The organism is Gordonia sp. NPDC003425, from assembly GCF_053588635.1.
Genome location: NZ_JBSFQI010000014.1, coordinates 1 through 22,499 on the forward strand (window position 1 = coordinate 1; position 22,499 = coordinate 22,499).

Below are 22,499 nucleotides of genomic sequence, written 5' to 3' on the forward strand. Positions count from 1 at the left end.
GAACGACCGCAAACACCCCTTCGTGTGGACGAAACCGGTCGAGGAGATTCTCAAGAAAGCTCAACCGAAAACCAACTAACGAAACGCGACACTAGTTGAGCCGTCGCTCGCTGGTTGAGCTCCTCCTGCTGGTTGAGCTCCTCCTGCTGGTTGAGCTTGTCGAAACCACCCACACCCGCTGGTTGAGCTCCCCGTTGAGCGTGCCCAGATCGGCGTTGAGCGTGCCCAGAATCCCGTCGAGCGTGCCCAGATCCCGGTTGAGCGTGCCCGGATCGGTGGTTTCGACAAGCTCAACCAGCGGGTGGCGGCTCAACCAGCGGGAGGCGGCTCAACTAGGGGCACGCTCGACGGGTGGGTCAGAAGTCGAAGCCGCCGAAGTCTCCCCCGCCGAAATCGCCGCCGCCCCAGTCGCCGCCAGAATCACCGCCGCCCCAGTCGCCGCCACCCTGGTCGCCGTAGTCGCCACCCTGGTCGCCGTAGTCGCCGCCCTGGTCGCCGTAATCGCCCGAGTCGAGGGCGCCGCCGTCGGAGCCGTCACCGGCCCCGCTTTCGAACGAGCTCGCGTCGTAGGGCACACCGTGCATGCCGGAGAACATTGTGGAGAACAACAGCATCGAGCCCACACCCCAGGCACCGCCGATCAACGCGGGCTTCCACCACGGTTCGGAGTACCAGCCGGCCGGCACCGGACGGCCGGCCACGCGCCCTCCCGGGTAGTAGTTCGGGGTGTTCGGCGACGGCGACGGCGACGCCTCCACCTTGCGGCCCTCGAAATCGACGACACGGTCCTCGGTGACCTGACCCGCGCTGCGCTGCCCGTCCAGTTCGGGGATCGCGGGACCGGGATCGAGATTCATCGCGGTGCGCGCCGCACGGATGTAGTACAGCCCCTCGAGTGCGGTCTGCTTGGCCAGCCGCGCCTGCGCGGGCGTGGAGGCCTGGTCGATCTGCGACCCGGCGGCATTGAGTCGTTCACCGGCGTCGGCAAGTGCCTGTTTGGAGGCCGGCGAGTCGCCGACCAGCATGTAGACCTGCCCACCGAGACGCTCGATGGCCTGGCGGGCGTCGGCCTTGGCGTCGTCGAGGGTGCGGGCGTTGGAGGCGCCGGACCGTCGCTGGCTGACCACCACCACCCCGACAACCAGGGCAACGACGATCACGATCAAGAGCAGGGTGCTCATCTTCTCCTCCAGCGGCGGGTCGCTCGGATCGGCGGGCCCGCCCGACGAAATCGGACATTCACCAACGAGCGTACCGGCGTCGCAGCAGTGGCAGCGGTCAGAGAACCTTGCAGCCGCCCGCGTTGCCGCCGGTTTCCGACGAGGCGAGCTTCACGTCCTTGCCCGCGATCGAGAAGTCGACGCCCTGTTCGGTCACCTTGAGGTTGCGGACGTCGATCTCGTCGAAGAACGGCCCGAACAACGACGTGGACACCCCGTCGACGATCTCCTGCGCGAAGTTCGCCGGAATCCCGAAGATGAAGGCACTGGCCTTGACCACTTCGAAGTGGATGTGACCGTCGGTGACGACGGGTTTGATCGTGGTGGAAACGGGAATCGGCAGGAACGCCATCTGGAACGACGACTGCACATCGACCGTCCCGTCGGCCGGATTGCCGGTCATCGACTCGATGGTGGCGCCCTGCACGATGTCGGTGTTACCGCCCGTGCCGTTGGTGCCGCCCGTGCCGTTGGTGCCGCCCGTGCCGTTGGTGCCACCCGTACCACCCGTGCCACCCGTGCCGTTCTGGCTCATCCCCTGCTCGCCCAGATCCACCACACGGGAGAACGGGATGTAGCCCGCACCGTTGAGTGAGCCGACGCTGGTGGTGTCACCGTTGGCGGTGATGTCCTCGGCGCGCACGTGCATGCGGGTACCGCCGGCACCGTCGTCGGTGTCCACCTGGACGTACGGGATCGATCCGCCGCCGAAGCCCTGCATCAGGATCGGGGTACGGCTCAGCGAGACGCTGGTGGGGACCCCGGTGAGGGCGCTGAATTGCTGGTCGAGGCAGTCGGTGACGCGTTTGCGCAGAATGAGTTCCGAGGCCACCGCGCCGATCACCAGGATCAGCACCAGCCCCAGCGCGGTCAGCCCGATGATCTTCGCGGTTCGTCGTCGGCCCGCGGGGGCGGTCTTGACCGGTTCCCCGGATGGTTCGGGTTGCGGTGCCGGCGCCTCGTCGACCACCGCGGTCTGCGACCCGGTGGAGAACCGCGCCGTCTCGGCGCGCCGCACCTGCGAGTAGGCGCGAGGTTCCGGCTCGGTGGGCGACGGCTCGAACCGCTCGGTGCCGGGCGCAGTTCCGGAGCCCGTGTCGGCCCCGGTGCTCGGCACGGCCTGTGTTCCGTCTTCGGGTACCGGCGTCCACTCGTCGTCGCCGGATGCCGGCGCCGGCTTTTCGTTGTCGGTCATGATGTCGCCTCGCTCCGTGTCGGCGGTCTCCGGGGATGGGCCCGGATCGAGTCAGAAGGTCTTCCGGTTGGCCAGGACGGCGAGCTGCTCACGCGCGGTGGTGACGAGCGACAGATCGATGTCGTGCACACCGACCGTGTGACCTGGACCATATGCGGCGACCACGGTACCGAAGGGATCTGTGATTTGGCTGTGGCCGACCCCGGTGGGTGCACTGCCGTCGCGCACCGCGGGATCCGACGGCTCGGCTTGCCCGACCGCCGCGACGAACGTCGTGGAATCCAGGGCGCGCGCGGTGGCCAGGATCTGCCACTGATGCACCTTTCCCGGACCCGATCCCCACGATGCAGGCACCACGATCAACTCGGCGCCACGGTCGGCGAGCGTGGTGAACAGCGAGGGGAACCGGATGTCGTAACAGGTGGCGACCCCGACCGCGACACCGTCGACGTCGACCACCACCGGGCTCGTCCCGGCCGCCACCGTGCGGGACTCCTGGAAGCCGAAGGCGTCGTAGAGATGGATCTTGTCGTAGGACTCCACCCGACCGTCCGACAACGCGATGACCAGCGTGTTACGCACTCGTGCGCGGTCGTCGGCGGGGTCGCCGGCCGGGGTGAACATGCCCGCGACGACGGCAACCCCGTAGGCGGCGGCGATCGCCGACACCTCACCGGCCCACGGGCCGTCGACCGGCTCGGCGATCGGTCCGAGCGGCACCCCGAAACGGCACATGGTGGCCTCCGGGAACACCACGAGTGAGGCGCCAGCCGCCGCGGCGTCGGCGGTCGCGTCGGCGACGAGTCTCAGGTTGGCGGAGGGATCATCGCTCGAACTGATCTGGGCCATGGCGATGCGCATGGCCACACCCTAGTTGCTATTCGCGAGGGGCCACCACGGCCCAGGGAACGGTCAACACACTGTCTGTCATTCGATTGCGGGACACCTGCACCGGCACACCGGACTCGGCGAGCAGCCGCAGCGCCGCGCGCCAGCGGGCCCGCGGACCGAAGGGGGCGTGCCCGGCGGCACGGTCCCAGCAGTCGTCGGCGGCGGCGAGAAGATCGTGGACGGGTTCGCCGGGCACGTTGTGGTGGATGAGTGCCTTGGGCAGTCGCGGTGCCAGTTGCGAGGGGCGTTCGGTGTGCGCCGGGGCCCAGCACAGGGTCAGGCTGAGCGGACCGTCGGCGTCGAGGAGGACCCACGCGCAGCGACGGCCGATCTCGTCGCAGGTGCCTTCGACGATCAGTCCGCCGGGGCCGAGCCGGTCGGTCATCTGCCGCCAGGCGGGCCACACCTCGGACTCGTCGTACTGCCGCAGCACGTTGAAGGCGCGCACCAGTTGGGGTCGCAGACCGGCAAGTTCGAACCCGCCCACCGCGAACCGCACCCCGTCACGCGCCTCGACCACCCGGTCGGGATCGATCTCGAGTCCCACCATCTCCAGGCCGGGTGCCACCGCCCGCAGCCGGTGCGCCATCTCCACGGTGGTGTCGGGTCGGGCTCCGTAGCCCAGGTCGACGATCAGCGGCCGCGACACCTGATGCAGTGCCGAGCGGATCGCCGGGTGGTGGGCCATCCAGCGATCCACCCGGCGCAGCCGGTTGATGTTGGTGGTGCCGCGGGTGATGCGGCCGGACGGATTCAGGCCGGAATGGGTCAGAGGTTCTTGGTGATCCAGTCGGCCGCGTATTCGGCCTCGGCGCGGAACAGGTCCACCAGGTTCACCAGCATGAGCTGTTCGAGCTTGCCGTTGATGAACGGGATGAACACCTTGACCTCGGTGGTCTTACGGATGGTGCAGCCGGTCTCGGTGGGAAACAGTTCTTGCCAGCCGTTGAGGCTGCCGGGACCGGCGGGGATCGACGCGGTGTAATCGCCCTTGGTGTTGTCGACGTCGAACGGACCGAAGCTCTCCTCGCGCGTGATCACCATGTCCTTCATCAACACGGTGTGCGCGATGGCCGGTAGCTGGTCGCGTCCGATGGTCTGTTTGAGCACCACCCGCATGCCGGTCTCGTCGGAACGGAAGTCCTCCACCGAACAGTGCGGGGAGATCATCTGGAATCCGGCCATCATGTCGTCCCAGTACTGGCGGGTGCTCTGCGCCTGGTAGAGCTTCTCCACGGGATGCTTGTAGCGCGCTGAATAGCTGAGCCGTCGTGCCATGGTAGAAGAGGCTACGTGAGGTTCAGTGGGCGACCAAAGTCGAGGTCAGCGCCCGCGAGTCAGGGATGGTCCGCAAGTCAGGGATGGTCCGGATCAGGGATGGTCCGCAGCCCAGGTGACGGTTTGCTCACGTTCGGCGTCGAGGAGTGCCCCGATCTCGTTGATGACCACCTTCTCGATCTTGCCGCCGACAAACGGTATGGCGACCGTCACCTCCGCGGTGTAGTCGGCGTGCGCCGGGTCTCCCGACACCGTGAACGTGCCGTCGACCTTGGCCGAGACACCGCTGATCGAGGCCGTGATCGTTCCGGTGATCGTGTCGCCGGTATGGGTGAACACGACGGCGCGTGGGATGTCGAGATCTCCGGGCCGCACCTTGGTGACCATCGGCGGCAGATGACTCTCCGGTATCCCCTGCTGCATCTGGACGGTGACGGTGTCGCCGTCGATGGTGAGCGAGTCGAGTTTGCCGTGGCTGGAGTTGATGGCCTCGAGCAGATCGTGCCAGTACTGCTCGGTGGACACGATCTCCCAGTACCGCGCCACCGTGAACGGGTAGGTGACCGTGTGTTCCAGCTTGCTCGCCATGACTGAGCAGACTACCCGAGGCGGCGCAGAATACCCGGGCGGCACAGACTCCCGAGGCAACGTCGGGCGCTCGGTTACGGTTGGTCCGTGACGGACATTCCCGCGAGCACCGCGACGCCGCTGGCCGAGTTGACGACGCTGCGTCTGGGCGGACCTCCGCGCAGGTTGGTCCGTTGCCCGGATACGCGGAGCGTGGTCGAGGAGGTCACCGCACTCGACCGGGAGTCCGAGCCGGTGCTGATCGTGGGCGGCGGCTCCAATCTGGTGGTTGCCGACGAGGGCTTCGACGGTACGGCTGTCGTGATCGAGAGCGACCGAGTGGATTTCGGGACGGGACGCGAATCAGGGCGCTCCCACGTCACCGCAGACGCCGGTGTCGTGTGGGATGACCTCGTCGCGGCCGTCGTGGACGCCGGGTTCGGTGGCCTCGAATGCCTGTCGGGTATCCCCGGGGCGGCCGGTGCGACGCCGGTACAGAATGTCGGCGCCTACGGTGTGGAGGTGGCCGATGTGCTGCGCAGCGTTCAGGTGCTCGACCGCCGCGCGGGCACGCTGCGGTGGGTGTCTCCGGGCGAACTGGGCCTGGGGTACCGCACCAGCAACCTGAAGCACCGCAACGACTTCGTCGTGGTGGCGGTCTCGTTCTGGCTCAACGACGATCGCCTCGGTCAGCCCTTGCGCTACCGCGACCTCGCCGCACGCCTCGACGTCGCCGAGGGTTCCCGGGTGGACGCCGCGACACTGCGGGATCTGGTGCTGGAATTGCGTCGCGGCAAGGGTATGGTGCTCGACGCCGACGACCACGACACATGGAGTGCCGGTTCGTTTTTCACCAATCCGATCATCGACTCCGAGTCGACGCCGGAGATCATGCGCCGGATCCACGAGCGCGTCGGCGCCGACATCTCGGTACCCGCCTATCCGATGGTCGACGGGCTGAAGCTCTCGGCCGCGTGGCTGATCGAGCGTGCCGGCTACGCCAAGGGATATCCCGGACCCGGTTCGGCGGTGCGGCTGTCCACCAAACACACTCTGGCACTGACCAACCGGGGTGACGCCACCACTGACGAATTGCTCGACTTGGCCCGCGACGTGCGGTCGGGAGTGGCACAGGCCTTCGGTGTGACGCTGCACCCAGAGCCGGTGCTCGTCAACTGCGCACTGTAGGAGTTGAACCAACCGGCTCAGGCGTGGCGGTCAGCAGGTCGTCGAGCAACGCGTTGACCCTCTGGTCGGCCTCGATGGTCGACATGTGCCCTACTCCGTCGAGCACCACCAGCTCACGCAGATGTCCGGACCGCGCCAGCACATCGGCCATCTGGTCGGCATGGGTGCGGGGGGTGAGTCGGTCTTCGGTGCCCACCACCAGGGTCACCGGCACCGTGAGCGCGTCTAGTCCCGCGGTCACGTCGAGACGTCCCATGGCCGCGCCCCATCGCCCGCGGGCGCGGGCGGGGCACGCCGAGATCATGTCGTCGACGAAGGCCACATGCGATGCGCGGGCGTGCGTTCCCAGCGCGATGTAATGCGCCAACAGAGGGCTGTAGTGGTTGTGCGGCAACGGGACCGGCGCAGAGGTGAATACTCGGCTTACCGCGGGCGCGAACGGTCTGCTGTAGCGAGGCAGGTCGACGGGGATGAGCAGGTGATTCTGGACCACGGCCTTGGCCGCGGTGGACGCGAGCACCACCTGCGAGACCATGGTGGACACCTTCTCCGGGTACTGCGCCGCCCATGACAGGACCGTCATCCCGCCCATGCTGTGACCGATCAGGACGGCGCGGCGACCGGGCGGCACCACCGCGGCGAGCACGGCGTCGAGGTCTTGGCCGAGCATGGCGACGCTGGGGCGGCGGCGGCCGAGTTCACTGGCACCGTGACCGCGCTGGTCATAGGCCACAAAGGTGTGGCTGTCGGCGAGATGGTTGATCTGCGGATTCCAGTAGTGGGTGTTGCAGGCCCAGCCGTGGACCGCGACGATCACGTCGCCGGTGTCGGCGGCGGTGGGGTCGGGCCCGTACACCTCGACGTTGAGCCGGGTTCCGTCGGACGTCGACACCGCAGGCCGGGCGCATGGGGCCACGGGGTCGGCGAGCAGGGCGTCCGGGCCGTCGTCGACGGCGGGTTCACCGCGTAACGCGTCGCGCACCATCCCAGCGGCGTTGGTACCCATGCCCACGGCGACCGCGGCGACACCCGCAGCCACTCCGGCACCGATCAGCCAGGCTTTGCGGTTCACGCGCTGTCACATCCCCTCGCAGACGGGAGCACCCCGTCGACGGCGGAGTGCTCAGGAGTTGTCGGCCGCCGACTCCGCGGCCGCGGTGGGCGCCGAACCGTCGGCGCTCACGCGATGTGATGTAACACTACTCGTTGTCACGTTATTGTCGAGGCCGCCGTCCGTGGCATGGCCGGTCGCGGGCTCGCTCGGCACGGGCTCGTCGGCGGTGGGGGGTTCGTCGGCGGCGGCATCGAAGTAGGTCGACGCCTCGCCGATCGCCTTGGAGATCTCGTCGTCGAGAGCCTTGCGGAAGGTGGTCTCGACGATGTCGTGCGCCATCGGGCGGACGGTCCCGATGAGTTCGGCCATCTTGCTGATGTTGGCCTCGCCCAGGTCGGGCAGGTTCTCGTCGAAGTACTTGTCGGTGATGATCGAGACGAAACTCTTCGCGGCGTCTTCGAGGTCAGCCTGTACGCGCACGAAGCGGTCGAGGAGGACGTCGATGTCGATTCCGCTCTTCACGAGCACCTCGGCACCTTCGAGTACCTCGGGATTCTTGATCGCGTAGTGGGCGCCGTCCTTGACGAGGAGGCCGAGTTTCTGGCTGAGCGCGATCGAGCGGTCGCTGGCGTTGAGCGACTTGCGCAGTTCGGTGATGGTGATGGTCGCGGCGCGGCGGAAGTTGCGGAAACGACCGCCCTTCGGCTCGGCGCGCAGCACGCTCTCCACCTTCATGCCGTAGTGGGCGGCGTGCAGCAGTTCGCTGATCGTGGCGAACGTGTAGCCACGTTCGAGCATGCGGGAGATGAGATTGAGCCGCACGAGGTGTTCGGCGGAGTACCAGCCGGTGCGGCCGCGGATGACCGGCGGCGGCAGGAGCCCGCGGTCCTGGTAGACCCGGATGTTGCGAACGCTGACGCCGGACGCCTCTGCCAGGTCGTTGATCCGATACTCAGCCACGATGGTCAGTCTATGCGGGCCGGCCCGGTGCTCTGTGCACCGCTCCGGGGGTGGGATGGTGCGACGTCACGCCCGCTTGCTGAACCAGTGCTTGCCCTGGATCGCGTCCACCCGGGGTCGCACGTCCACCAGGTAGACGAGCATCGCGACGATTCCGGCCAGGCCGAGGAAGTTGACGGCACCGAAGACCCAGATGAACAGGGTTGCCGCGGCGAGAATCGACACCCAGATGACCTTGGACTGGCGATCGACGGCCGGGAATGCGTCGGACCGCTGCACCGCGGCGTGAACCAGCGCGAGTGCCGAGGCCAGCCCGGCGACCACGGTCAGCACGAGGAGGATCAGGCTGCGCGAATAGTCCATGATGGCGAAGAAGCTCACGCGACCACTCTAGCGGGGCGGGTGTCGGCGCGTGGTCGCGTGTAATCGTGGTCAGCCGGTGGTCTTCTTGGCCGCAGTGGTCTTCTTGGCCGCAGTGCTCTTCTTCGCCGCGGTGCTCTTCTTGGCCGGAGTCGTCTTCTTGGCTGCGGTGGTCGTCTTGGCCGGAGTCGTCTTCTTGGCCGGAGTGGACTTCTTCGCCGGAGTGGTCTTCTTGGCTGCGGTGGTCGTCTTCGCCGGTGTCGACTTCTTGGCTGCGGTGGTCGTCTTCGCCGGTGTCGACTTCTTGGCTGCGGTGGTCGTCTTCGCGGGAGTGCTCTTCTTCGCGGGAGTGCTCTTCTTCGCCGCAGTGGACTTCTTCGCCGCGGTGGTCTTCTTCGCCGCAGTCGACTTCTTCGCCGGAGTCGTCTTCTTCGCCGCAGTGGTTGTCTTCGCCGGTGTCGACTTCTTCGCCGCAGCGGTCTTCTTCGCGGGTGCGGTCTTCTTCGCGGGCGCGGACTTTTCGGCCGGCACCTCGGTGCCGCTCGACCCCGGTAGCAGCCCGGCCGGAGCCAGGTTGACGGCGTCGGAGTACACCTTCTCCAGCCTGGGCAGGTTCTCGCCGATGAGTGGCTGCGCCTTGATGCGTTCGATCGCATCCTCGCCCCGTTCGGCCAGAGACGTGAGGAGCGCGGCCGCCACGGCCAGGTAGGCCTCGGCCACCTTGCGCAGTTCCTCGGGCGAGAACTTGGCCTTCAACTCGTCGATCTCGGCGGGCAGTTCCACCGGCAACGACGACAGCTTCTCCTTCGCGTCCTCGAATGTGGCGAGCGCGAGCGACAACGCGTCGTCGATCTTGGCCTGCGCGGTGCCGGTGGTTTCGCCGATCCTCGCCTGGGCGGTCGACGCCGTCTCGACGAGCTTGGTCTGGGCGGTCTCGGCGGTCTCCGCGAGCCGGGCTTGCGCCTGCTCGCCCGCCGCCTCACTCCTGTCGCGGACATCTGCCAGCAGCGCAGACACCTGCGCGAAAGCGGTCGACAGCGGATTCTCGGTCATGGATGCTCACTCCTCGACTGGATGGCCGATGTGTTCGGCGACCAGTTCGCCGGACGCATCTCCAGAATGCCCGCACGCACATCCAACACCGCGACAGACACGCGGCGGAGGCCGTTGATGATCGGCGATCACTCCTCGACGAGGTGCCCGGCGTTCTGTTCTTCCGCGTTCTGCAGTGCGGTGTTCTCCCGCTGGAACGACTCGTAGATCTCGAGCAGCATCTGCTTCTGCCGCTCGCTGATCGACGTGTCGACGAGAAGCGCGTCGCGCACCGGACTCGCCGGACGTTCTTCCAGGATGCCCGCGCGGACATACAGCACCTCGGCCGAGACGCGGAGGCCCTTGGCGATCTGGGCCAGCACGTCGGCCGACGGTTTGCGCAGGCCGCGCTCGATCTGGCTGAGATAGGGGTTGCTCACCCCGGCCCGTTCGGCGAGCTGACGCAAGGACACCTCGGCGGCCACTCGCTGCGACCGGATGAACGACCCGATGTCGGAGGCGGCGGTGGCCACCGCATCCTGTGCTGCGCTCGCCACCGACTCGACCGTGCTGGTCGGACCATCGGATGATCCGGCGTCGTCGCGCAGCTGCTCGTCGTTGCCGTCGGTAGACATCTCACTCCCGAAAGTCGATTCGGTCCCAAGTATCCGCCCCGGGTGCTAGCTCGTGCAAGCAGGGCGAGGCCGAGGCGTTTCGAGGTCGGGCGGGTCAGCTGAAGATCAGCACCGACACCGTGTAGATCGCGAGGCCGGCGAGCGATCCCACGACGGTGCCGTTGATCCGGATGAACTGCAGGTCGCGACCCACCTGGAGTTCGATCTTGCGGCTCGTGTCGTCGGCGTCCCAGCCTCGCACCGTCTCGGTGATGACCGAGATGATCTCCCGCGAATAGTTCGCGGCGACGTGATGGGCCACCCGAGCCACCCAGCCGTTCATCTTCTCCTGCAGCGGCCGGTCGTCGCGGATCCGCACGGCGAGGCGCACCACCGCATCCGACAGCGTGTTCCGCAGGGTGCTGTTGGGGTCCTCGAGCATCTGCTCGATGACCGCCTTGCCGGTCTGCCACGCCGTCGACGCGGCATCGGCCACCTCGTCGCTGCCCACCAGATCGTGTTTGATGCCCTCGAAACGCGCGATCATCTCCGGATCGTGCTGCAGGTCGTGGGCGAACTGCTCGACGAACTGGTGCATCGAGCGGCGCATCTCGTGGTCGGGGTCGGTCTTGACCTTCCAGGTGAAGTCGACGAGTTCGCGGTAGATCTTGTCGCCCACCAGGTTGCTCACGAACTTGGGTTTCCACGACGGCCCGACGTCGCGGTCCACCACCCGTTCGATCAGGTCCTGACTGCCCTGAGCCCAGTCGTAGGCGCGGTCGCACAGCAGTTGGAACACCGGGTCGAGGCGGTCCTCATCGATGAGTTGCTCCAGGATGCGACCGATCGGGGGCGCCCATTCGGGTTCGGCCGCCCATCTGAGGATCGCCTGAATGAACTGTTCGATGTCCTCGTCGCGCAGCATCTCCGACGTCAGCGTGATCGCGCGGGCTGCCTCGTCGGAGACGCGTGGCGCGTTGGCCGGGTCGGCCAGCCACGTCGACACCCGGCGCGGCAGGTCGAGTTGCTCGGCGCGCTGAACCACCACCGCGGGTGTCATGAAGTTCTCTTCGATGAAATCGCCGAGCTGATCGCCGATCTCGTCCTTCTTCTTCCGGATCAGCGCGGTGTGCGGGATCGGCAGGCCGAGCGGATGGCGGAACAGGGCGGTGACGGCGAACCAGTCGGCGAGGGCACCCACCATGCCGGCCTCGGACGCGGCACGGACGTAACCCACCCAGGCGGCCACATCGGTGCCGTCGCGGTGCTCGAGGTAGCGCGTGAACAGGTAGACGATCGCGGCCAGCACAAGAAACCCGGTGGCGACGACCTTCATCCGACGCAGATCGCGTCGTCGCTTCTCGTCGGCACCGCCGCCCGCACCGGCGAATCCGGGCGAGGTGGCGATCACCGATCGTGCCACCGGTTCCTGCTGGCCGGATACGTCCGGAATGACAGTCGACACTCCATCAGTTTTACCCCTCGCCGGGCACTACGCTGACGAAGTGATCGCCAATCGTCCCAGCCCCGCGTCGGCTGCCCGCAGCGCACTCGCGACTGCCGCGACCGTAACCCGCGGACTCGAGCAGGCGCTGCTCACAGCCGTCACCGACGGGGGCGACTCGAACGGCGCAGGCAAGCCCGACGGGCGTCGGCAGCGCTGGGAGAAGCACAAACAGGCCCGGCGGACCGAGCTGACGGACGGCACCATTTCGGCGGTCCGCGAGCTCGGCGCCGACACCGGGATGGACGAGATCGCCAACCACATCGGGGTGTCGAAGACGGTGCTCTACCGCTACTTCTCCGACAAGGCCGACCTCGGTAACGCCGTCACCGCACGGTTCTTCGAGTCCGTGCTGCTGCCCCGGCTCACCGAGGCCATCACCGACGACACCGATGAGTACACGCTCACCAGAACGGTGATCGGCGTCTATGTGCGCGCCGTCGCCGACGACCCACAGCTCTACCGCTTCGCCTTGGCCACCTCACCGACGTCGTCGGTGGGATCGGTGGAATCCGAACGCCTCGTCGCCCAGTTGCTCACCGCCGCCATCGTGGTGCGCATGACCGAACGCTCGGGCGACGTGTCGGGGGCCGAGGTGTGGTCGCACACACTGGTCGGCGGAATCCAGCGGGCGGTGGACTGGTGGATGTCGGACACCGCCATGCCCGTCGACGACCTCATCGACTACCTGACAATGCTGGTGTGGAGTGCGGTCGTCGGCATCGGCGCGGCCAACGGCTCGCGGGACGAGTTCCTGGTCCACCCGCCCGTGCTGCCGGAGCCGGAACCCGAGTCGCGGGTTGCGGGCCTCGATGACTGAGGAAAGCGGTACAGGGGAATCCGGTACAGGGGAATCCGGTACAGGGGAATCTGGCGCAGGGGAATCCGGTGCCGCCGGGGCGGTGCGTGCCCGACTTCGGGCCGAACTCCGCACGGCGATGAGATCCCGCGATCGGGTCGCCGTGTCGGCGCTGCGGTCGGCGCTCGCGGCCATCGACAACGCCGAATCGTCGGGCATCGCGGCACCGGCGGCCGGTGCCATCGAGAACACCGCGCTCGGACCGGGTGCGGCCGAGGTGCCCCGTCGCGAACTCAGCAAGGCGGATGTGGTGGCCGTGCTGCGTGCCGAGATCAGCGAACGTGACAGCGCCGCAGCAACTCTCGATGCCGCGCAGGCCGCGGACCGGGCGGCTGAGCTGCGTGCGCAGAGCGCATTGCTCCGTCGCCTGCTGTCGGAGTGATCCGCGTCTGCCCTCACCGCGCCACACGCAACACCGCGTGCGCACCGAGTCCGACGACGAGCGCCCAGAACGCGCCACTGATCCCGAAGAAGCTCACCCCGGCGGCCGCGGTGACGAAGCTGAGCGCCGACGGTATGCGGTATTCGTCGTGCTGCAGCGCCCCCACCACCGCGTTGGCGAATGTGGACAACAGCGCCAGACCGGCCACCGCCTCGAGCAGACCGGCGGGCGCGACCGCGGTGATCGTGACCAGTGCCCCCGACGAGGCCGCCAGCACGAGGTAGCTCACCCCGGCCGAAACGCCGGCGATCCATCGGCGACTCGGATCGGGTCCGGCCTCCTCGCCTGCGGCCAACGCCGCCGAGAGTGCGGCCAGATTGATCGCGTGACCGCCGAACGGTGCACCGATGACGGTGCCGGTCCCGGTCACCAGCATCGACGCACGCCACGGAGTCTGGTAGCCGAAGGATTTCAGAACCGCGACGCCGGGCACGTTCTGCGACGCCATCGTCACGATGTACAGCGGCAGGGCGATACCGACCAGGGCGGCGGGGTCGACGGCGGGCGTGGTCCACGACAGCGTGGGCCACCAGGTGGAGTGACCCCATCCAGCCACACCGTGCACGCCGAGGTAGATGCCGATCACCGCCAGTGCCGTGAGCAACGCCAGCGGCAGCGCCCACCGCGTGAGCCAGCGCATCGCGATCAGCCACACCAGCAGTATCGGGATGGTCAGCAGCGGTTGTGCGGCCAGCGATTTCATCGGCGCGAGACACAGTGTGAGCAGCACCCCGGCCAGCATGGCCTGCGCGATCGGTGTCGGGATACGTCCGATCAGATCGCCGAGAGCCGGGATCAGTCCGGTGGCGAGGATGAGGATTCCCACCACGAGGAAGGCGCCCACCGCGGCGGGCCATCCGGCGTGATACGAACTCCCGGCGGCCACGAGCAACGCCGCACCGGGCGTCGACCAGGCAAGGGTGATCGGCATCCGGAAACGCACACACAGCACGATGATGCCGATCGCGAAGGTCACCGTGAGGACGAGTAGACCCGAGGCGGCCTGCCGCGGGTCGGCACCCACCGCACGCAAACCGGCGACCACCACCACGAACGACGAGGTGAAGCCGACCAGGGCGGTGACGACACCCGCGATGGCGGGCTCGACGACATCCTGTTGTGCTGTGATGGGCATCGACACAGCCTAACGCACATCGTTCCGTAAACAGAACGATGGATGAGGGGAGAACGTCGTACGGTGAGGCAGCACGATGTCCGCGACGACCGGCGCCGCGAGGTGGGCGCACGTATCGCGGCGCTTCGCTCCGCACGCGGGATGAGCCTGTCGGCGCTGGCCAGGGCGGCCGGTGTCGGTAAGGGTTCATTGTCCGAACTCGAAGCGGGACAACGTAATCCGACGCTCGACACGCTGTACGCCGTGGCCGGGCCACTCGGGGTCCCGTTGACCGCGCTGCTCGGTGAGGAGTCGGGCACCGAGGGCGGCGGCTCGTTCCTGACCGCGCGGCTGATCCACGTCGAACACCACGACGACGGTGCCACCACCGAGGTCTTCTGGCTGCGCGTGCTACCCGGTGGGCTGCGTCGCTCTCCCCCACATGGGCCCGGGGTTGTCGAACATGTGCGGGTGATCCGCGGTCACCTGCACGCGGGCCCCGAGGGCAGCGAACGCGCCGCCGGCCCAGGCGAGTCGCTGCAATGGCTCAGCGACACCCCACACACCTACCGCACCGACGACGGCGTGCTCGCGGTACTGACCATCGACTCGCCCCCACGCCCATCAGTCGAGGGCGCCGAGGGCTGAAGCGACACGGCCGACAACGAAAACGGCCCCGCATACGCGGGGCCGTTCTCGGACTGGTCGACCAGAGACTAGCTGGTGGTCTTCTTGGCCGGAGTCGACTTCTTGGCGGTCGTGGTCTTCTTGGCCGGAGTCGTCGTCTTCTTCGCGGCGATCTTCTTCGCCGGCGAAGCGTTGGCGGTCCGTGCCTTGCCCTCGACAGTGCCTGCGGCGCCGTCGATCTTGGCTGCCGCGGTGGCGCTACGGGCCTTGGCGGTGGCACCCGCCTCCGACACCTTGGCGGCCGCGTCGTCGAGCTTCTCGCCCGCTTCGAGGGCGGCATCGTCGACGGCGTCGTTGAACTTGTCGGCGGCCTCGTCGAGCTTGTCGCCCGCCTCGCCGACCCGAGTGCTCACGATGCCGGCGAACTTCGCGGCCTGCTCACCCACGGCGCGGGTCTGATGCGACACCACACCCAGGGTGTCCTCGGTGAGGTCGACGGCCTCGTTGTAGGTCTTCTCCGCCCGGGTCAAGCCCTCCTGCACCAGCGGCTGCTGCCACAGGCGGCCCACGGCCTCTTCGCCACGCTCGGCCAGCGAGGTGTAGATCGAGCCGGCCAGCTCGACGTAGCCGTCGGCGATCTTACGAATCTCCTCGGGCGAGAACCTGGCGCGCAGGTCGTCGATGGTGGACTCGATGGTGCCGGGCAGTTCGTCGGGAAGTGCGTTGAGCTTGCCCCGGGTCTCCTCGAGGCGGGTCTTGGTCTCTTCGAACCGAGCCTGTGCGGTCTCGCTGGCCGCCTCGGTACGCTCGCGCAGTCCCACCACCGCGTCGCTGACCTGCTTGACGGCGAGGTCACCGGCGCCGACAACGGCGTAGAACGGCGTGGGAAGGTTGCGATCTGCTGTGGTCATGCTGAACTCCTCATAGTTCATGGACGCCAGAAGATTTGCTGCACAACGGAATTGATTCACTCTGACGTCGTCGTGGAATCGGGATGCGACTTTGCTTGCCGCAGTCGTTGTGGTCCCAGTACCCAGTATCCACATTGTTGCTAGCAATTGCAAGCATCCTGTTAGCAGGAGCACACTCTCCGGCACCGCGGCTGCGTCGCCGCAGGTCACCGCACCGGCGAACGCTCGTCGTCCCAGCCGTAGAAGCCCCGGCCGCTCTTCTTCCCGATTCGGCCCGCCTCCACCAGGCGAACCAGCAACGGGGGCGGCGCGTAGAGCGGTTCGCGAAACTCCTGATACATCGTGTCGGCGATGGCCTTCACGGTGTCCAGTCCGACGAGGTCGGCCAGCCGTAGCGGCCCCATCGGGTGCGCGCAGCCGAGCACCATCCCCTTGTCGATGTCCTCCACCGACGCAAAACCGCTCTCCACCATACGAATTGCCGAGAGCAGGTAGGGCACCAACAGGGCGTTGACGATGAATCCGGAGCGGTCCGCCGAGCCGATCACCTGCTTGCCCAGCACGTCTTGGGCAAAGGTGTGCGCGCGTTCGCGAACGGAGTCGGCGGTGATGGGCGTGGTGACCACCTCGACGAGTGGCAGCACCGCAACGGGATGGAAGAAGTGCATGCCGATCACGCGCGCGGGGTTCTGCGTCGCCATGCCCAGCCGGGTGATCGGGATCGACGACGTGTTGGACGCGAGCACCGCCGCCGGGTCGGTGACCACCTTGTCGAGTTCGGCAAACATCCGGGTCTTGCACGACTCGTCCTCGATAATGGCCTCGCACACCAGATCCCGGTCCGTGAGATCGCCGAGGTCGGTGGTGAATCGCAGTCGCCAGGACACCTGCTCGCGTTCGCGCTCGGTGAGCGCACCCGAGGAGACCGCATGGTCGATCGAGGCGAGGATGCGGGTGCGGCCCGCCGCGAGCAGTTCACGGGTGTGCTCGTAGACCAGCACGTCGGCGTGCGCGCGGGCGCAGATCTCCGCGATGCCCGCGCCCATCTGGCCGGCACCGATCACCCCGACGCGGGAGATGGCCGAGTCGACCACAACGCCCTCCTCCAAAAACGAGACGCGACAACTGATTTCGTAAGCACATGGGTAACTCACCGGGGACGGGCAAAGCCCTGACATGCCAACAGGCGGCCCGCAACGGAAGTCGCGAGCCGCCTGTCTTGTTCGCCTGATGCCCCGGAGAGGCGGTCGAGCCTGGTTCCTAGTGGAACTGGCCTTCCTCGGTCGAGCCCTTGAGGGCTGCGGTCGAGGTGTTGGGGTCCACGGTGGTGGCGATCCGGTCGAAGTAGCCGGCGCCGACCTCGCGCTGGTGCTTGGTGGCGGTGTAACCGCGCTCCTCGGCGGCGAACTCGCGCTCCTGCAGGTCGACGTAGGCGGTCATCTGCTCACGGGCGTAGCCGTAGGCGAGATCGAACATCGAGTAGTTGAGCGCGTGGAAGCCGGCCAGCGTGATGAACTGGAACTTGAAGCCCATCGCGCCGAGCTCGTTCTGGAACTTGGCGATGGTCGCGTCGTCGAGGTGCTGCTTCCAGTTGAACGACGGCGAGCAGTTGTAGGCCAGCAGCTGGTCGGGGAACTCGCTCTTGACGGCCTCGGCGAACTGGCGGGCCAGCTCCAGGTCGGGCTTGCCGGTCTCCATCCAGATCAGGTCGGCGTACGGGGCGTAGGCCTTGGCACGCGCGATGCAGGGCTCGATGCCCTTCTGCACGTTGTAGAAGCCCTCGGTGGTGCGCTCACCGGTCACGAACGGCTTGTCGCGCTCGTCGACATCCGAGGTGATCAGGGTGGCGGCCTCGGCATCGGTACGGGCGATGACGACGGTCGGGGTGTTGGCGACGTCGGCCGCGAGGCGAGCCGAGGTCAGGGTGCGGATGTGCTGCTGGGTGGGGATGAGCACCTTGCCACCGAGGTGGCCGCACTTCTTCTCCGACGCGAGCTGATCCTCCCAGTGGGTACCGGCGGCGCCGGCCTTGATCATGGCCTTCTGCAGTTCGTAGACGTTGAGCGCGCCACCGAAGCCGGCCTCACCGTCGGCCACGATCGGCACCACCCAGTTGTCCACCGACTTGTCACCCTCGACGCGGGCGATCTCGTCGGCGCGCATCATCGCGTTGTTGATGCGCTGCACCACGCTCGGCACCGAGTTGGCCGGGTACAGCGACTGGTCGGGGTAGGTGTGGCCGGAGAGGTTCGCGTCACCGGCGACCTGCCAACCCGACAGGTAGATGGCCTTGAGGCCCGCGCGCACCTGCTGCACGGCCTGGTTACCGGTCAGCGCACCCAGGGCGTTGATGTAGTTGTCGCTGTTGACGCCGTCCCACAGGATCTCGGCGCCGCGGCGGGCAAGGGTGTGCTCTTCGACGACATTGCCCTGCAGTTCGGCGACCTGCTCGGCCGTGTACTCGCGGGTGATGCCCTTCCAGCGCGGGTTGGTGTCCCAGTCCTGCTGGATTTCCGCGGCGGTGCGGGGCTTTCCGACGTTGCTCATTAGCCACTTCGCTTTCGTTGTCCTACTCGGCCCGGTTGAGTCGCACGGCCAGGTGCGATCCGGGGTGCTGACAGACATCCTGAGCGCATCGCGGGCACGCAAGTGTGACCCGCGCCATACTCTCCGGCGCGGACTTTGCGAACTCTCCGACACATCTCGGTAGTGCCTACATCAAGAGTGCCACACGGCAAACATGCAGGTCCAATCGGGTTTGGAGTGTGAATACCCGCCAGTATTCTGCGCAGATTTGCAAATTTTGCGAATCTTGACATGTGAAGACTTGCCGAGTCGCCGCCAAAAAGTACGCGCGTACTGCGTTTTTGTGCCGCGCCCAACCCACTGCACCCGAGACGAGACGCGCGCCCGGATGCAACCGCACCGCACGGGATCGGCGACCTCCGAGCGCAGGCGTGTGATGCGATTCACATCTCAGTCGACGGCGTTGCGCACCGCCGTCGCGAACAGTTCCCCGAATCCGTGCGCCGACATCGGCTCGGGCGCGGGCTGCGGCGGGTTCGCGGCGTCGCTCGTCGCGCCGTTGACCGTCAGCGAGACGGTGACCACGTCGTCGGCGGTACGACGCACCAGCGCGTACCCGGAGTACCCGATCTGCGTGCGCACGGTGGCGTCGGGGAGCCGGGTGGTCACCACCGACCGCAGCACCAGGGTCTGCTCGACGTCGCCGTCACGGGTGCTGCCCATCCGGAATCCGGCCGGGTCGGGCAGCGTGGTGGTGGAGGTGGTCACCACCGCACCCGACAGTCCACCCGACGAGATCGTCGTCTCGGTTCGCGCGCAGTCGCCGGTGCGTTCGCGCACATCGGCGTCGATGTCGCGACGCGCGGTGGTGACCAGGGCCACCAACCCGGTGTCGGATCGGTTGGCGGCCAGCACCGCGGAGTTGGCGGCATTGAGCTGCGGGTTCAGGTCGGCGTCGGCGGTCGGACGGCACTGGGGCGGCGTCACCGGGTCGGCGCGCGTCGCGTCGATGCGGGCGCGGTCGGCCGTCGCGAGATCACTCACGGAGAACTGTGCGGGTGTGAATCCAGGCGGCAACTGGCCCGGTCGCAACACCAGGTCGGCGGGGACCGCCGAGGAGGCCGGCGCGGGCGCCGTCCGGTCGGCGCCGCAGCCGGCGAGGAGCATCATCGACCCGGCGCACGCGGCCGCGATCACCGCCGGCGCTCTCCGTCGAAACCGCGCCGGAAATCGCACGCGGTCACCGTACCCTGGGCAGATCATGACAGGGACCGAAACATGACCCGCGCGTATGTGGGTTCGCGACTGCGCCAGCTCCGCAACGAGCGGGGCCTGTCCCAGGTGGCGCTCGCCCAGACCCTCGACATCTCGCCGTCGTATCTGAATCAGATCGAACACGACACGCGCCCGCTGACCAGTTCGGTGCTCACCCGCATCACCGAGGCGTTCGGGGTGGACGCGGGCTTCTTCGACTCGCAGGATGACGTGCGCCTGGTGGCCGAACTGCGTGAGGTGCTCCTCGACGACGACGTGGAGGCACCCGTCTCGGCCACCGACGCCCACGAGATCACCGCGATGGTCACCGCGCATCCCACGATGGCGCAGGCGATGGTCAACCTGCACCGTCGCTACCGCATCGCCATCGACCAGCTCGCCGCCGCCACCGACGACCGCAGTGACCGCGCGATGCGCGGGTCCATCACGGCGCCCCACGAGGAAGTTCGCGACTACTTCTATCAGCGCCGCAACTACATTCACGCTCTCGACATGGCCGCCGAGGAACTCACCACGCGGATGCGGATGCATTCCCAGGACGTCCGGCGCGGGATCTCCGAGCGTCTGGAGAAGACACACGGCGTCACCATAGCACCGCGCGTCGATCTCGGGGATCATCTGCTGCACCGCTTCGATCCGCAGGCGCGACGACTGGAGGTGTCCGCGGCACTCTCGGCCGGGCAGCGGGCGTTCAAGCTGGCCGCCGAACTGGCCTTCCTCGAATACGCCGACCTGCTCGACGAACTGGCGCAGGAGGGAAACTTCACCAGCGCCGAGGCCGGCTCGCTCGCGAAGTACGGCCTGGCCAACTACTTCGCCGCGGCGGTCCTGCTGCCGTATACCCAATTCCACGGCGCTGCAGAGGATTTCCGCTACGACATCGAGCGGCTGTCGGCGTTCTACTCGGTCTCCTACGAGACCATCTGCCATCGGCTCTCCACCCTGCAGCGACCGAACCTGCGCGGCATCCCGTTCTCCTTTGTCCGGGTGGATCGCGCCGGAAACATGTCGAAACGTCAGTCCGCCACGGGTTTTCACTTCTCCTCCAGCGGCGGCACGTGCCCGCTGTGGAATGTGTACGAGACCTTCGCCTCCCCGGGCAAGATTCTCACCCAGATCGCCGAGATGCCCGACGGCCGCGACTACTTCTGGGTGGCGCGCACCGTCGAGCGCCGGGCGGTGCGGTTCGGGCAGCCGGGTAAGACCTTCGCGATCGGCCTCGGCTGCGAGTTGCGCCATGCGGCGCGGCTGATCTACTCCGACGGCCTCGAGATCGGTCCGCAAGCGCGCATCACCCCGATCGGTGCCGGATGCCGGGTGTGCGAGCGCCAGCACTGTCCGCAACGCGCGTTCCCCGCACTCGGTGCCGCGTTGCGCGTCGACGAACACCGGAGCAGTGTGTCCCCATACATGGCGATCTGACCCAATGGCGATCTGACCCGATACATGGCGATCTGACCCAACCGGCCGACAGGAGTTTCAGGCGTGTCCCTTCGTGTGTCGCGGCGCCGAGCCGCGACGATCACCGTTGCCGCGGTACTCACCCTCGCCGGGAGCGGTGGGGCATCGGCGGAGCCACCCAACCTGGCCGCCGTACCCTCACGCGTGCCCAACACGATCGACCGGATGGTTCCACCGCCGTCGATACCCCCGCTCACCACCATCCCGCCGAGGTCGGTGACCCCGGGCGCCGACCACTCGCTGGAGGAACTGCGCGAGGCCGTCATGCCGTCGACGACCGGGGACGAGTTCTTCGACACCTGGCCGACGGACCTCGCCGCACACCGGCCGGGTGAGATCCTGATGAGCCGCAGCGTGGCGCCCGTGGCCGCGCCGCTGCTCGAGGTACGCGCCGCCTACATCCGACAGCTGAAGTTCGCGACCCGCGACGCGAAGGGCCTGCCGATCTTCGGCACCGCGACGTTGCTGGTGCCACCCACCCCGTGGCGGGGCCCGGGCGCCCGGCCGGTGCTGATCAACAATCCGCCGATCGTCGCGCTCGGCACCCGCTGCACCACCGGTTACACACTGGCCCACGGCAAGAGCAACGACACCAACAGCACCGACCTGAAGCCGCCCACCACCCAGGAGGCGCTGCGTCGGGGCTTCGCGGTGATCGTCCCCGACCACACCGGACCCCGGATGGCGTACGCCGAACCCTTCGTCGCGGCGCATGTGGTGCTCGACGCGGTGCGCGCCGCCGCCACCTACGATCCGGCCAATTTCGGGCGCGGGCGCATCGGGATGCTCGGCTACTCCGGGGGCGCGATCGCCACCAATGCCACCGCGAAACTGGTCAGCAGCTACGCACCGGAGCTGGTGCCGCGGTTCGCCGGTGCCGCCATCGGCGGTGTGCCCGCCGACTACCGGGTTCTGGCCGGGGCGATGAACGCCAATCTCGCGACCGGCGTCTTCCATGCGGCCATCCTCGGTATCGCCCGTGAACGGCCCGAGTTGCTGCCGATGGCCAACAACCTCGCGCTCTGGCTGGCCACCAACAACACGATCAAGAACCTGTGCAGCGGCACCATGGGCGATCTGGGACTGAGTTTTATTGGTACGCAAGCACTCTCGAAGGATCCCGACCCCTACCACTCGCCCGTCGCCAACGAGATCTTCCAGATCACCGACATGGCCGGGCTCAAGGCGCCGATGCCGCTGTACTTCTACCACGGTGCGCAGGAGTGGTGGATTCCCGCGTCACAGGCGCACGCCCTGTTCGCCGAGCAATGCCGGCTCGGCGCCAACGCGACCTTCCGCGAGTATCCCGGCGAGCACATGACCACCGTGTTCGTGGGGTTCCCGGATGCGATGAACTGGCTCGCCGATCGGCTCAACGGCATACCCGCGGTCAACGGCTGTCCCGCCCACCAACGCTGAGA

24 protein-coding genes are annotated in these 22,499 nt (G+C 67.5%); 6 read left to right on the top strand and 18 right to left on the bottom strand.

Annotation, left to right across the window (positions count from 1 at the left end; all coding sequences use genetic code 11):
* Positions 1-91 precede the first annotated feature (91 nt).
* From ACWDTD_RS15685 to ACWDTD_RS15715, 7 genes are all read right to left on the bottom strand, one after another.
* Positions 92-313, bottom strand: a complete 222-nt coding sequence (locus ACWDTD_RS15685; protein ID WP_449748053.1) for a hypothetical protein — start codon at positions 311-313, stop codon at positions 92-94.
* A gap of 43 nt (positions 314-356) precedes the next feature.
* Positions 357-1,181 (bottom strand): DUF1542 domain-containing protein, encoded by an 825-nt coding sequence (locus tag ACWDTD_RS15690; protein ID WP_449748054.1) that lies wholly within the window; start codon positions 1,179-1,181, stop codon positions 357-359.
* Between the two features lie 97 nt (positions 1,182-1,278).
* On the bottom strand, positions 1,279-2,415 hold the full coding sequence (locus ACWDTD_RS15695; protein WP_449748055.1) for an LmeA family phospholipid-binding protein: 1,137 nt from the start codon (positions 2,413-2,415) through the stop codon (positions 1,279-1,281).
* Positions 2,416-2,466: 51 nt separating this feature from the next.
* A complete protein-coding gene (locus ACWDTD_RS15700) occupies positions 2,467-3,276 on the bottom strand; it encodes a carbon-nitrogen hydrolase family protein (RefSeq protein WP_449748056.1) in 810 nt (269 codons plus the stop codon).
* Between the two features lie 16 nt (positions 3,277-3,292).
* Complete coding sequence (locus ACWDTD_RS15705) at positions 3,293-4,045, bottom strand: class I SAM-dependent methyltransferase (protein WP_449748146.1); 753 nt, start codon at positions 4,043-4,045, stop codon at positions 3,293-3,295.
* A gap of 29 nt (positions 4,046-4,074) precedes the next feature.
* On the bottom strand, positions 4,075-4,584 hold the full coding sequence (locus ACWDTD_RS15710; protein ID WP_449748057.1) for a DUF2505 domain-containing protein: 510 nt from the start codon (positions 4,582-4,584) through the stop codon (positions 4,075-4,077).
* Between the two features lie 93 nt (positions 4,585-4,677).
* On the bottom strand, positions 4,678-5,172 hold the full coding sequence (locus ACWDTD_RS15715) for a DUF2505 domain-containing protein (RefSeq protein WP_449748058.1): 495 nt from the start codon (positions 5,170-5,172) through the stop codon (positions 4,678-4,680).
* A gap of 87 nt (positions 5,173-5,259) precedes the next feature.
* On the opposite strand from ACWDTD_RS15715, the gene ACWDTD_RS15720 reads away from it, so the two are divergent.
* Positions 5,260-6,339, top strand: coding sequence for a UDP-N-acetylmuramate dehydrogenase (locus ACWDTD_RS15720; protein ID WP_449748059.1), 1,080 nt, complete (start codon positions 5,260-5,262; stop codon positions 6,337-6,339).
* On the opposite strand, the gene ACWDTD_RS15725 is transcribed toward ACWDTD_RS15720, so the two are convergent.
* From ACWDTD_RS15725 to ACWDTD_RS15750, 6 genes are all read right to left on the bottom strand, one after another.
* Positions 6,323-7,411 (bottom strand): alpha/beta fold hydrolase, encoded by a 1,089-nt coding sequence (locus ACWDTD_RS15725; protein ID WP_449748060.1) that lies wholly within the window; start codon positions 7,409-7,411, stop codon positions 6,323-6,325. The two genes, ACWDTD_RS15720 and ACWDTD_RS15725, sit on opposite strands and share 17 nt — an antisense overlap.
* Before the next feature lie 51 nt (positions 7,412-7,462).
* Entirely contained in the window at positions 7,463-8,353 is an 891-nt protein-coding gene (locus tag ACWDTD_RS15730) for a MerR family transcriptional regulator (RefSeq protein WP_449748061.1), read from the bottom strand.
* Between the two features lie 66 nt (positions 8,354-8,419).
* Positions 8,420-8,716 (bottom strand): DUF2516 family protein, encoded by a 297-nt coding sequence (locus ACWDTD_RS15735; RefSeq protein WP_449748147.1) that lies wholly within the window; start codon positions 8,714-8,716, stop codon positions 8,420-8,422.
* A 69-nt stretch (positions 8,717-8,785) separates the two neighbouring features.
* A complete protein-coding gene (locus ACWDTD_RS15740; RefSeq protein ID WP_449748062.1) occupies positions 8,786-9,766 on the bottom strand; it encodes a heparin-binding hemagglutinin in 981 nt (326 codons plus the stop codon).
* 128 nt (positions 9,767-9,894) lie between these two features.
* On the bottom strand, positions 9,895-10,380 hold the full coding sequence (locus tag ACWDTD_RS15745; RefSeq protein ID WP_449748063.1) for a helix-turn-helix domain-containing protein: 486 nt from the start codon (positions 10,378-10,380) through the stop codon (positions 9,895-9,897).
* A gap of 94 nt (positions 10,381-10,474) precedes the next feature.
* Entirely contained in the window at positions 10,475-11,782 is a 1,308-nt protein-coding gene (locus ACWDTD_RS15750; RefSeq protein WP_449748148.1) for a DUF445 domain-containing protein, read from the bottom strand.
* A gap of 85 nt (positions 11,783-11,867) precedes the next feature.
* On the opposite strand from ACWDTD_RS15750, the gene ACWDTD_RS15755 reads away from it, so the two are divergent.
* Positions 11,868-12,683, top strand: a complete 816-nt coding sequence (locus ACWDTD_RS15755) for a TetR/AcrR family transcriptional regulator (RefSeq protein ID WP_449748149.1) — start codon at positions 11,868-11,870, stop codon at positions 12,681-12,683.
* Positions 12,676-13,104, top strand: a complete 429-nt coding sequence (locus ACWDTD_RS15760) for a hypothetical protein (RefSeq protein WP_449748064.1) — start codon at positions 12,676-12,678, stop codon at positions 13,102-13,104. The genes ACWDTD_RS15755 and ACWDTD_RS15760 overlap by 8 nt, the downstream gene beginning before the upstream one ends.
* A gap of 13 nt (positions 13,105-13,117) precedes the next feature.
* On the opposite strand, the gene ACWDTD_RS15765 is transcribed toward ACWDTD_RS15760, so the two are convergent.
* Positions 13,118-14,299 carry a benzoate/H(+) symporter BenE family transporter gene (locus tag ACWDTD_RS15765; protein WP_449748065.1) on the bottom strand — a complete coding sequence of 394 codons (1,182 nt, stop codon included), beginning with the start codon at positions 14,297-14,299 and terminating at the stop codon, positions 13,118-13,120.
* 63 nt (positions 14,300-14,362) lie between these two features.
* Here ACWDTD_RS15765 and ACWDTD_RS15770 point away from each other — a divergent pair, with 63 nt between their 5' ends.
* Positions 14,363-14,926 (top strand): helix-turn-helix domain-containing protein, encoded by a 564-nt coding sequence (locus ACWDTD_RS15770; protein WP_449748066.1) that lies wholly within the window; start codon positions 14,363-14,365, stop codon positions 14,924-14,926.
* A gap of 68 nt (positions 14,927-14,994) precedes the next feature.
* On the opposite strand, the gene ACWDTD_RS15775 is transcribed toward ACWDTD_RS15770, so the two are convergent.
* From ACWDTD_RS15775 to ACWDTD_RS15790, 4 genes are all read right to left on the bottom strand, one after another.
* The gene (locus tag ACWDTD_RS15775) at positions 14,995-15,816 is read right to left on the bottom strand and encodes a heparin-binding hemagglutinin (RefSeq protein ID WP_449748067.1); all 822 of its coding nucleotides are present in this window, start codon (positions 15,814-15,816) and stop codon (positions 14,995-14,997) included.
* 206 nt (positions 15,817-16,022) lie between these two features.
* Complete coding sequence (locus ACWDTD_RS15780; RefSeq protein WP_449748068.1) at positions 16,023-16,910, bottom strand: 3-hydroxybutyryl-CoA dehydrogenase; 888 nt, start codon at positions 16,908-16,910, stop codon at positions 16,023-16,025.
* A 166-nt stretch (positions 16,911-17,076) separates the two neighbouring features.
* Positions 17,077-18,363, bottom strand: a complete 1,287-nt coding sequence (gene aceA, locus ACWDTD_RS15785) for an isocitrate lyase (protein ID WP_449748069.1) — start codon at positions 18,361-18,363, stop codon at positions 17,077-17,079.
* A 429-nt stretch (positions 18,364-18,792) separates the two neighbouring features.
* The gene (locus ACWDTD_RS15790; RefSeq protein WP_449748070.1) at positions 18,793-19,539 is read right to left on the bottom strand and encodes a hypothetical protein; all 747 of its coding nucleotides are present in this window, start codon (positions 19,537-19,539) and stop codon (positions 18,793-18,795) included.
* An 81-nt stretch (positions 19,540-19,620) separates the two neighbouring features.
* On the opposite strand from ACWDTD_RS15790, the gene ramB reads away from it, so the two are divergent.
* On the top strand, positions 19,621-21,039 hold the full coding sequence (ramB, locus tag ACWDTD_RS15795) for an acetate metabolism transcriptional regulator RamB (RefSeq protein ID WP_449748071.1): 1,419 nt from the start codon (positions 19,621-19,623) through the stop codon (positions 21,037-21,039).
* A 63-nt stretch (positions 21,040-21,102) separates the two neighbouring features.
* A complete protein-coding gene (locus ACWDTD_RS15800; protein WP_449748072.1) occupies positions 21,103-22,497 on the top strand; it encodes a lipase family protein in 1,395 nt (464 codons plus the stop codon).
* Positions 22,498-22,499: the final 2 nt, after the last annotated feature.

Bases quoted from the DNA above. Each gene is read 5' to 3' on its own strand.
- ramB (WP_449748071.1), top strand. From the start codon at position 19,621: ATGACCCGCGCGTATGTGGGTTCGCGACTGCGCCAGCTCCGCAACGAG.
- ACWDTD_RS15695 (WP_449748055.1), bottom strand. From the start codon at position 2,415: ATGACCGACAACGAAAAGCCGGCGCCGGCATCCGGCGACGACGAGTGG.
- ACWDTD_RS15760 (WP_449748064.1), top strand. From the start codon at position 12,676: ATGACTGAGGAAAGCGGTACAGGGGAATCCGGTACAGGGGAATCCGGT.
- ACWDTD_RS15735 (WP_449748147.1), bottom strand. From the start codon at position 8,716: ATGGACTATTCGCGCAGCCTGATCCTCCTCGTGCTGACCGTGGTCGCC.
- ACWDTD_RS15775 (WP_449748067.1), bottom strand. From the start codon at position 15,816: ATGACCACAGCAGATCGCAACCTTCCCACGCCGTTCTACGCCGTTGTC.
- ACWDTD_RS15715 (WP_449748058.1), bottom strand. From the start codon at position 5,172: ATGGCGAGCAAGCTGGAACACACGGTCACCTACCCGTTCACGGTGGCG.
- ACWDTD_RS15710 (WP_449748057.1), bottom strand. From the start codon at position 4,584: ATGGCACGACGGCTCAGCTATTCAGCGCGCTACAAGCATCCCGTGGAG.
- ACWDTD_RS15700 (WP_449748056.1), bottom strand. From the start codon at position 3,276: ATGCGCATCGCCATGGCCCAGATCAGTTCGAGCGATGATCCCTCCGCC.
- ACWDTD_RS15745 (WP_449748063.1), bottom strand. From the start codon at position 10,380: ATGTCTACCGACGGCAACGACGAGCAGCTGCGCGACGACGCCGGATCA.
- ACWDTD_RS15740 (WP_449748062.1), bottom strand. From the start codon at position 9,766: ATGACCGAGAATCCGCTGTCGACCGCTTTCGCGCAGGTGTCTGCGCTG.
- aceA (WP_449748069.1), bottom strand. From the start codon at position 18,363: ATGAGCAACGTCGGAAAGCCCCGCACCGCCGCGGAAATCCAGCAGGAC.
- ACWDTD_RS15690 (WP_449748054.1), bottom strand. From the start codon at position 1,181: ATGAGCACCCTGCTCTTGATCGTGATCGTCGTTGCCCTGGTTGTCGGG.
- ACWDTD_RS15765 (WP_449748065.1), bottom strand. From the start codon at position 14,299: ATGCCCATCACAGCACAACAGGATGTCGTCGAGCCCGCCATCGCGGGT.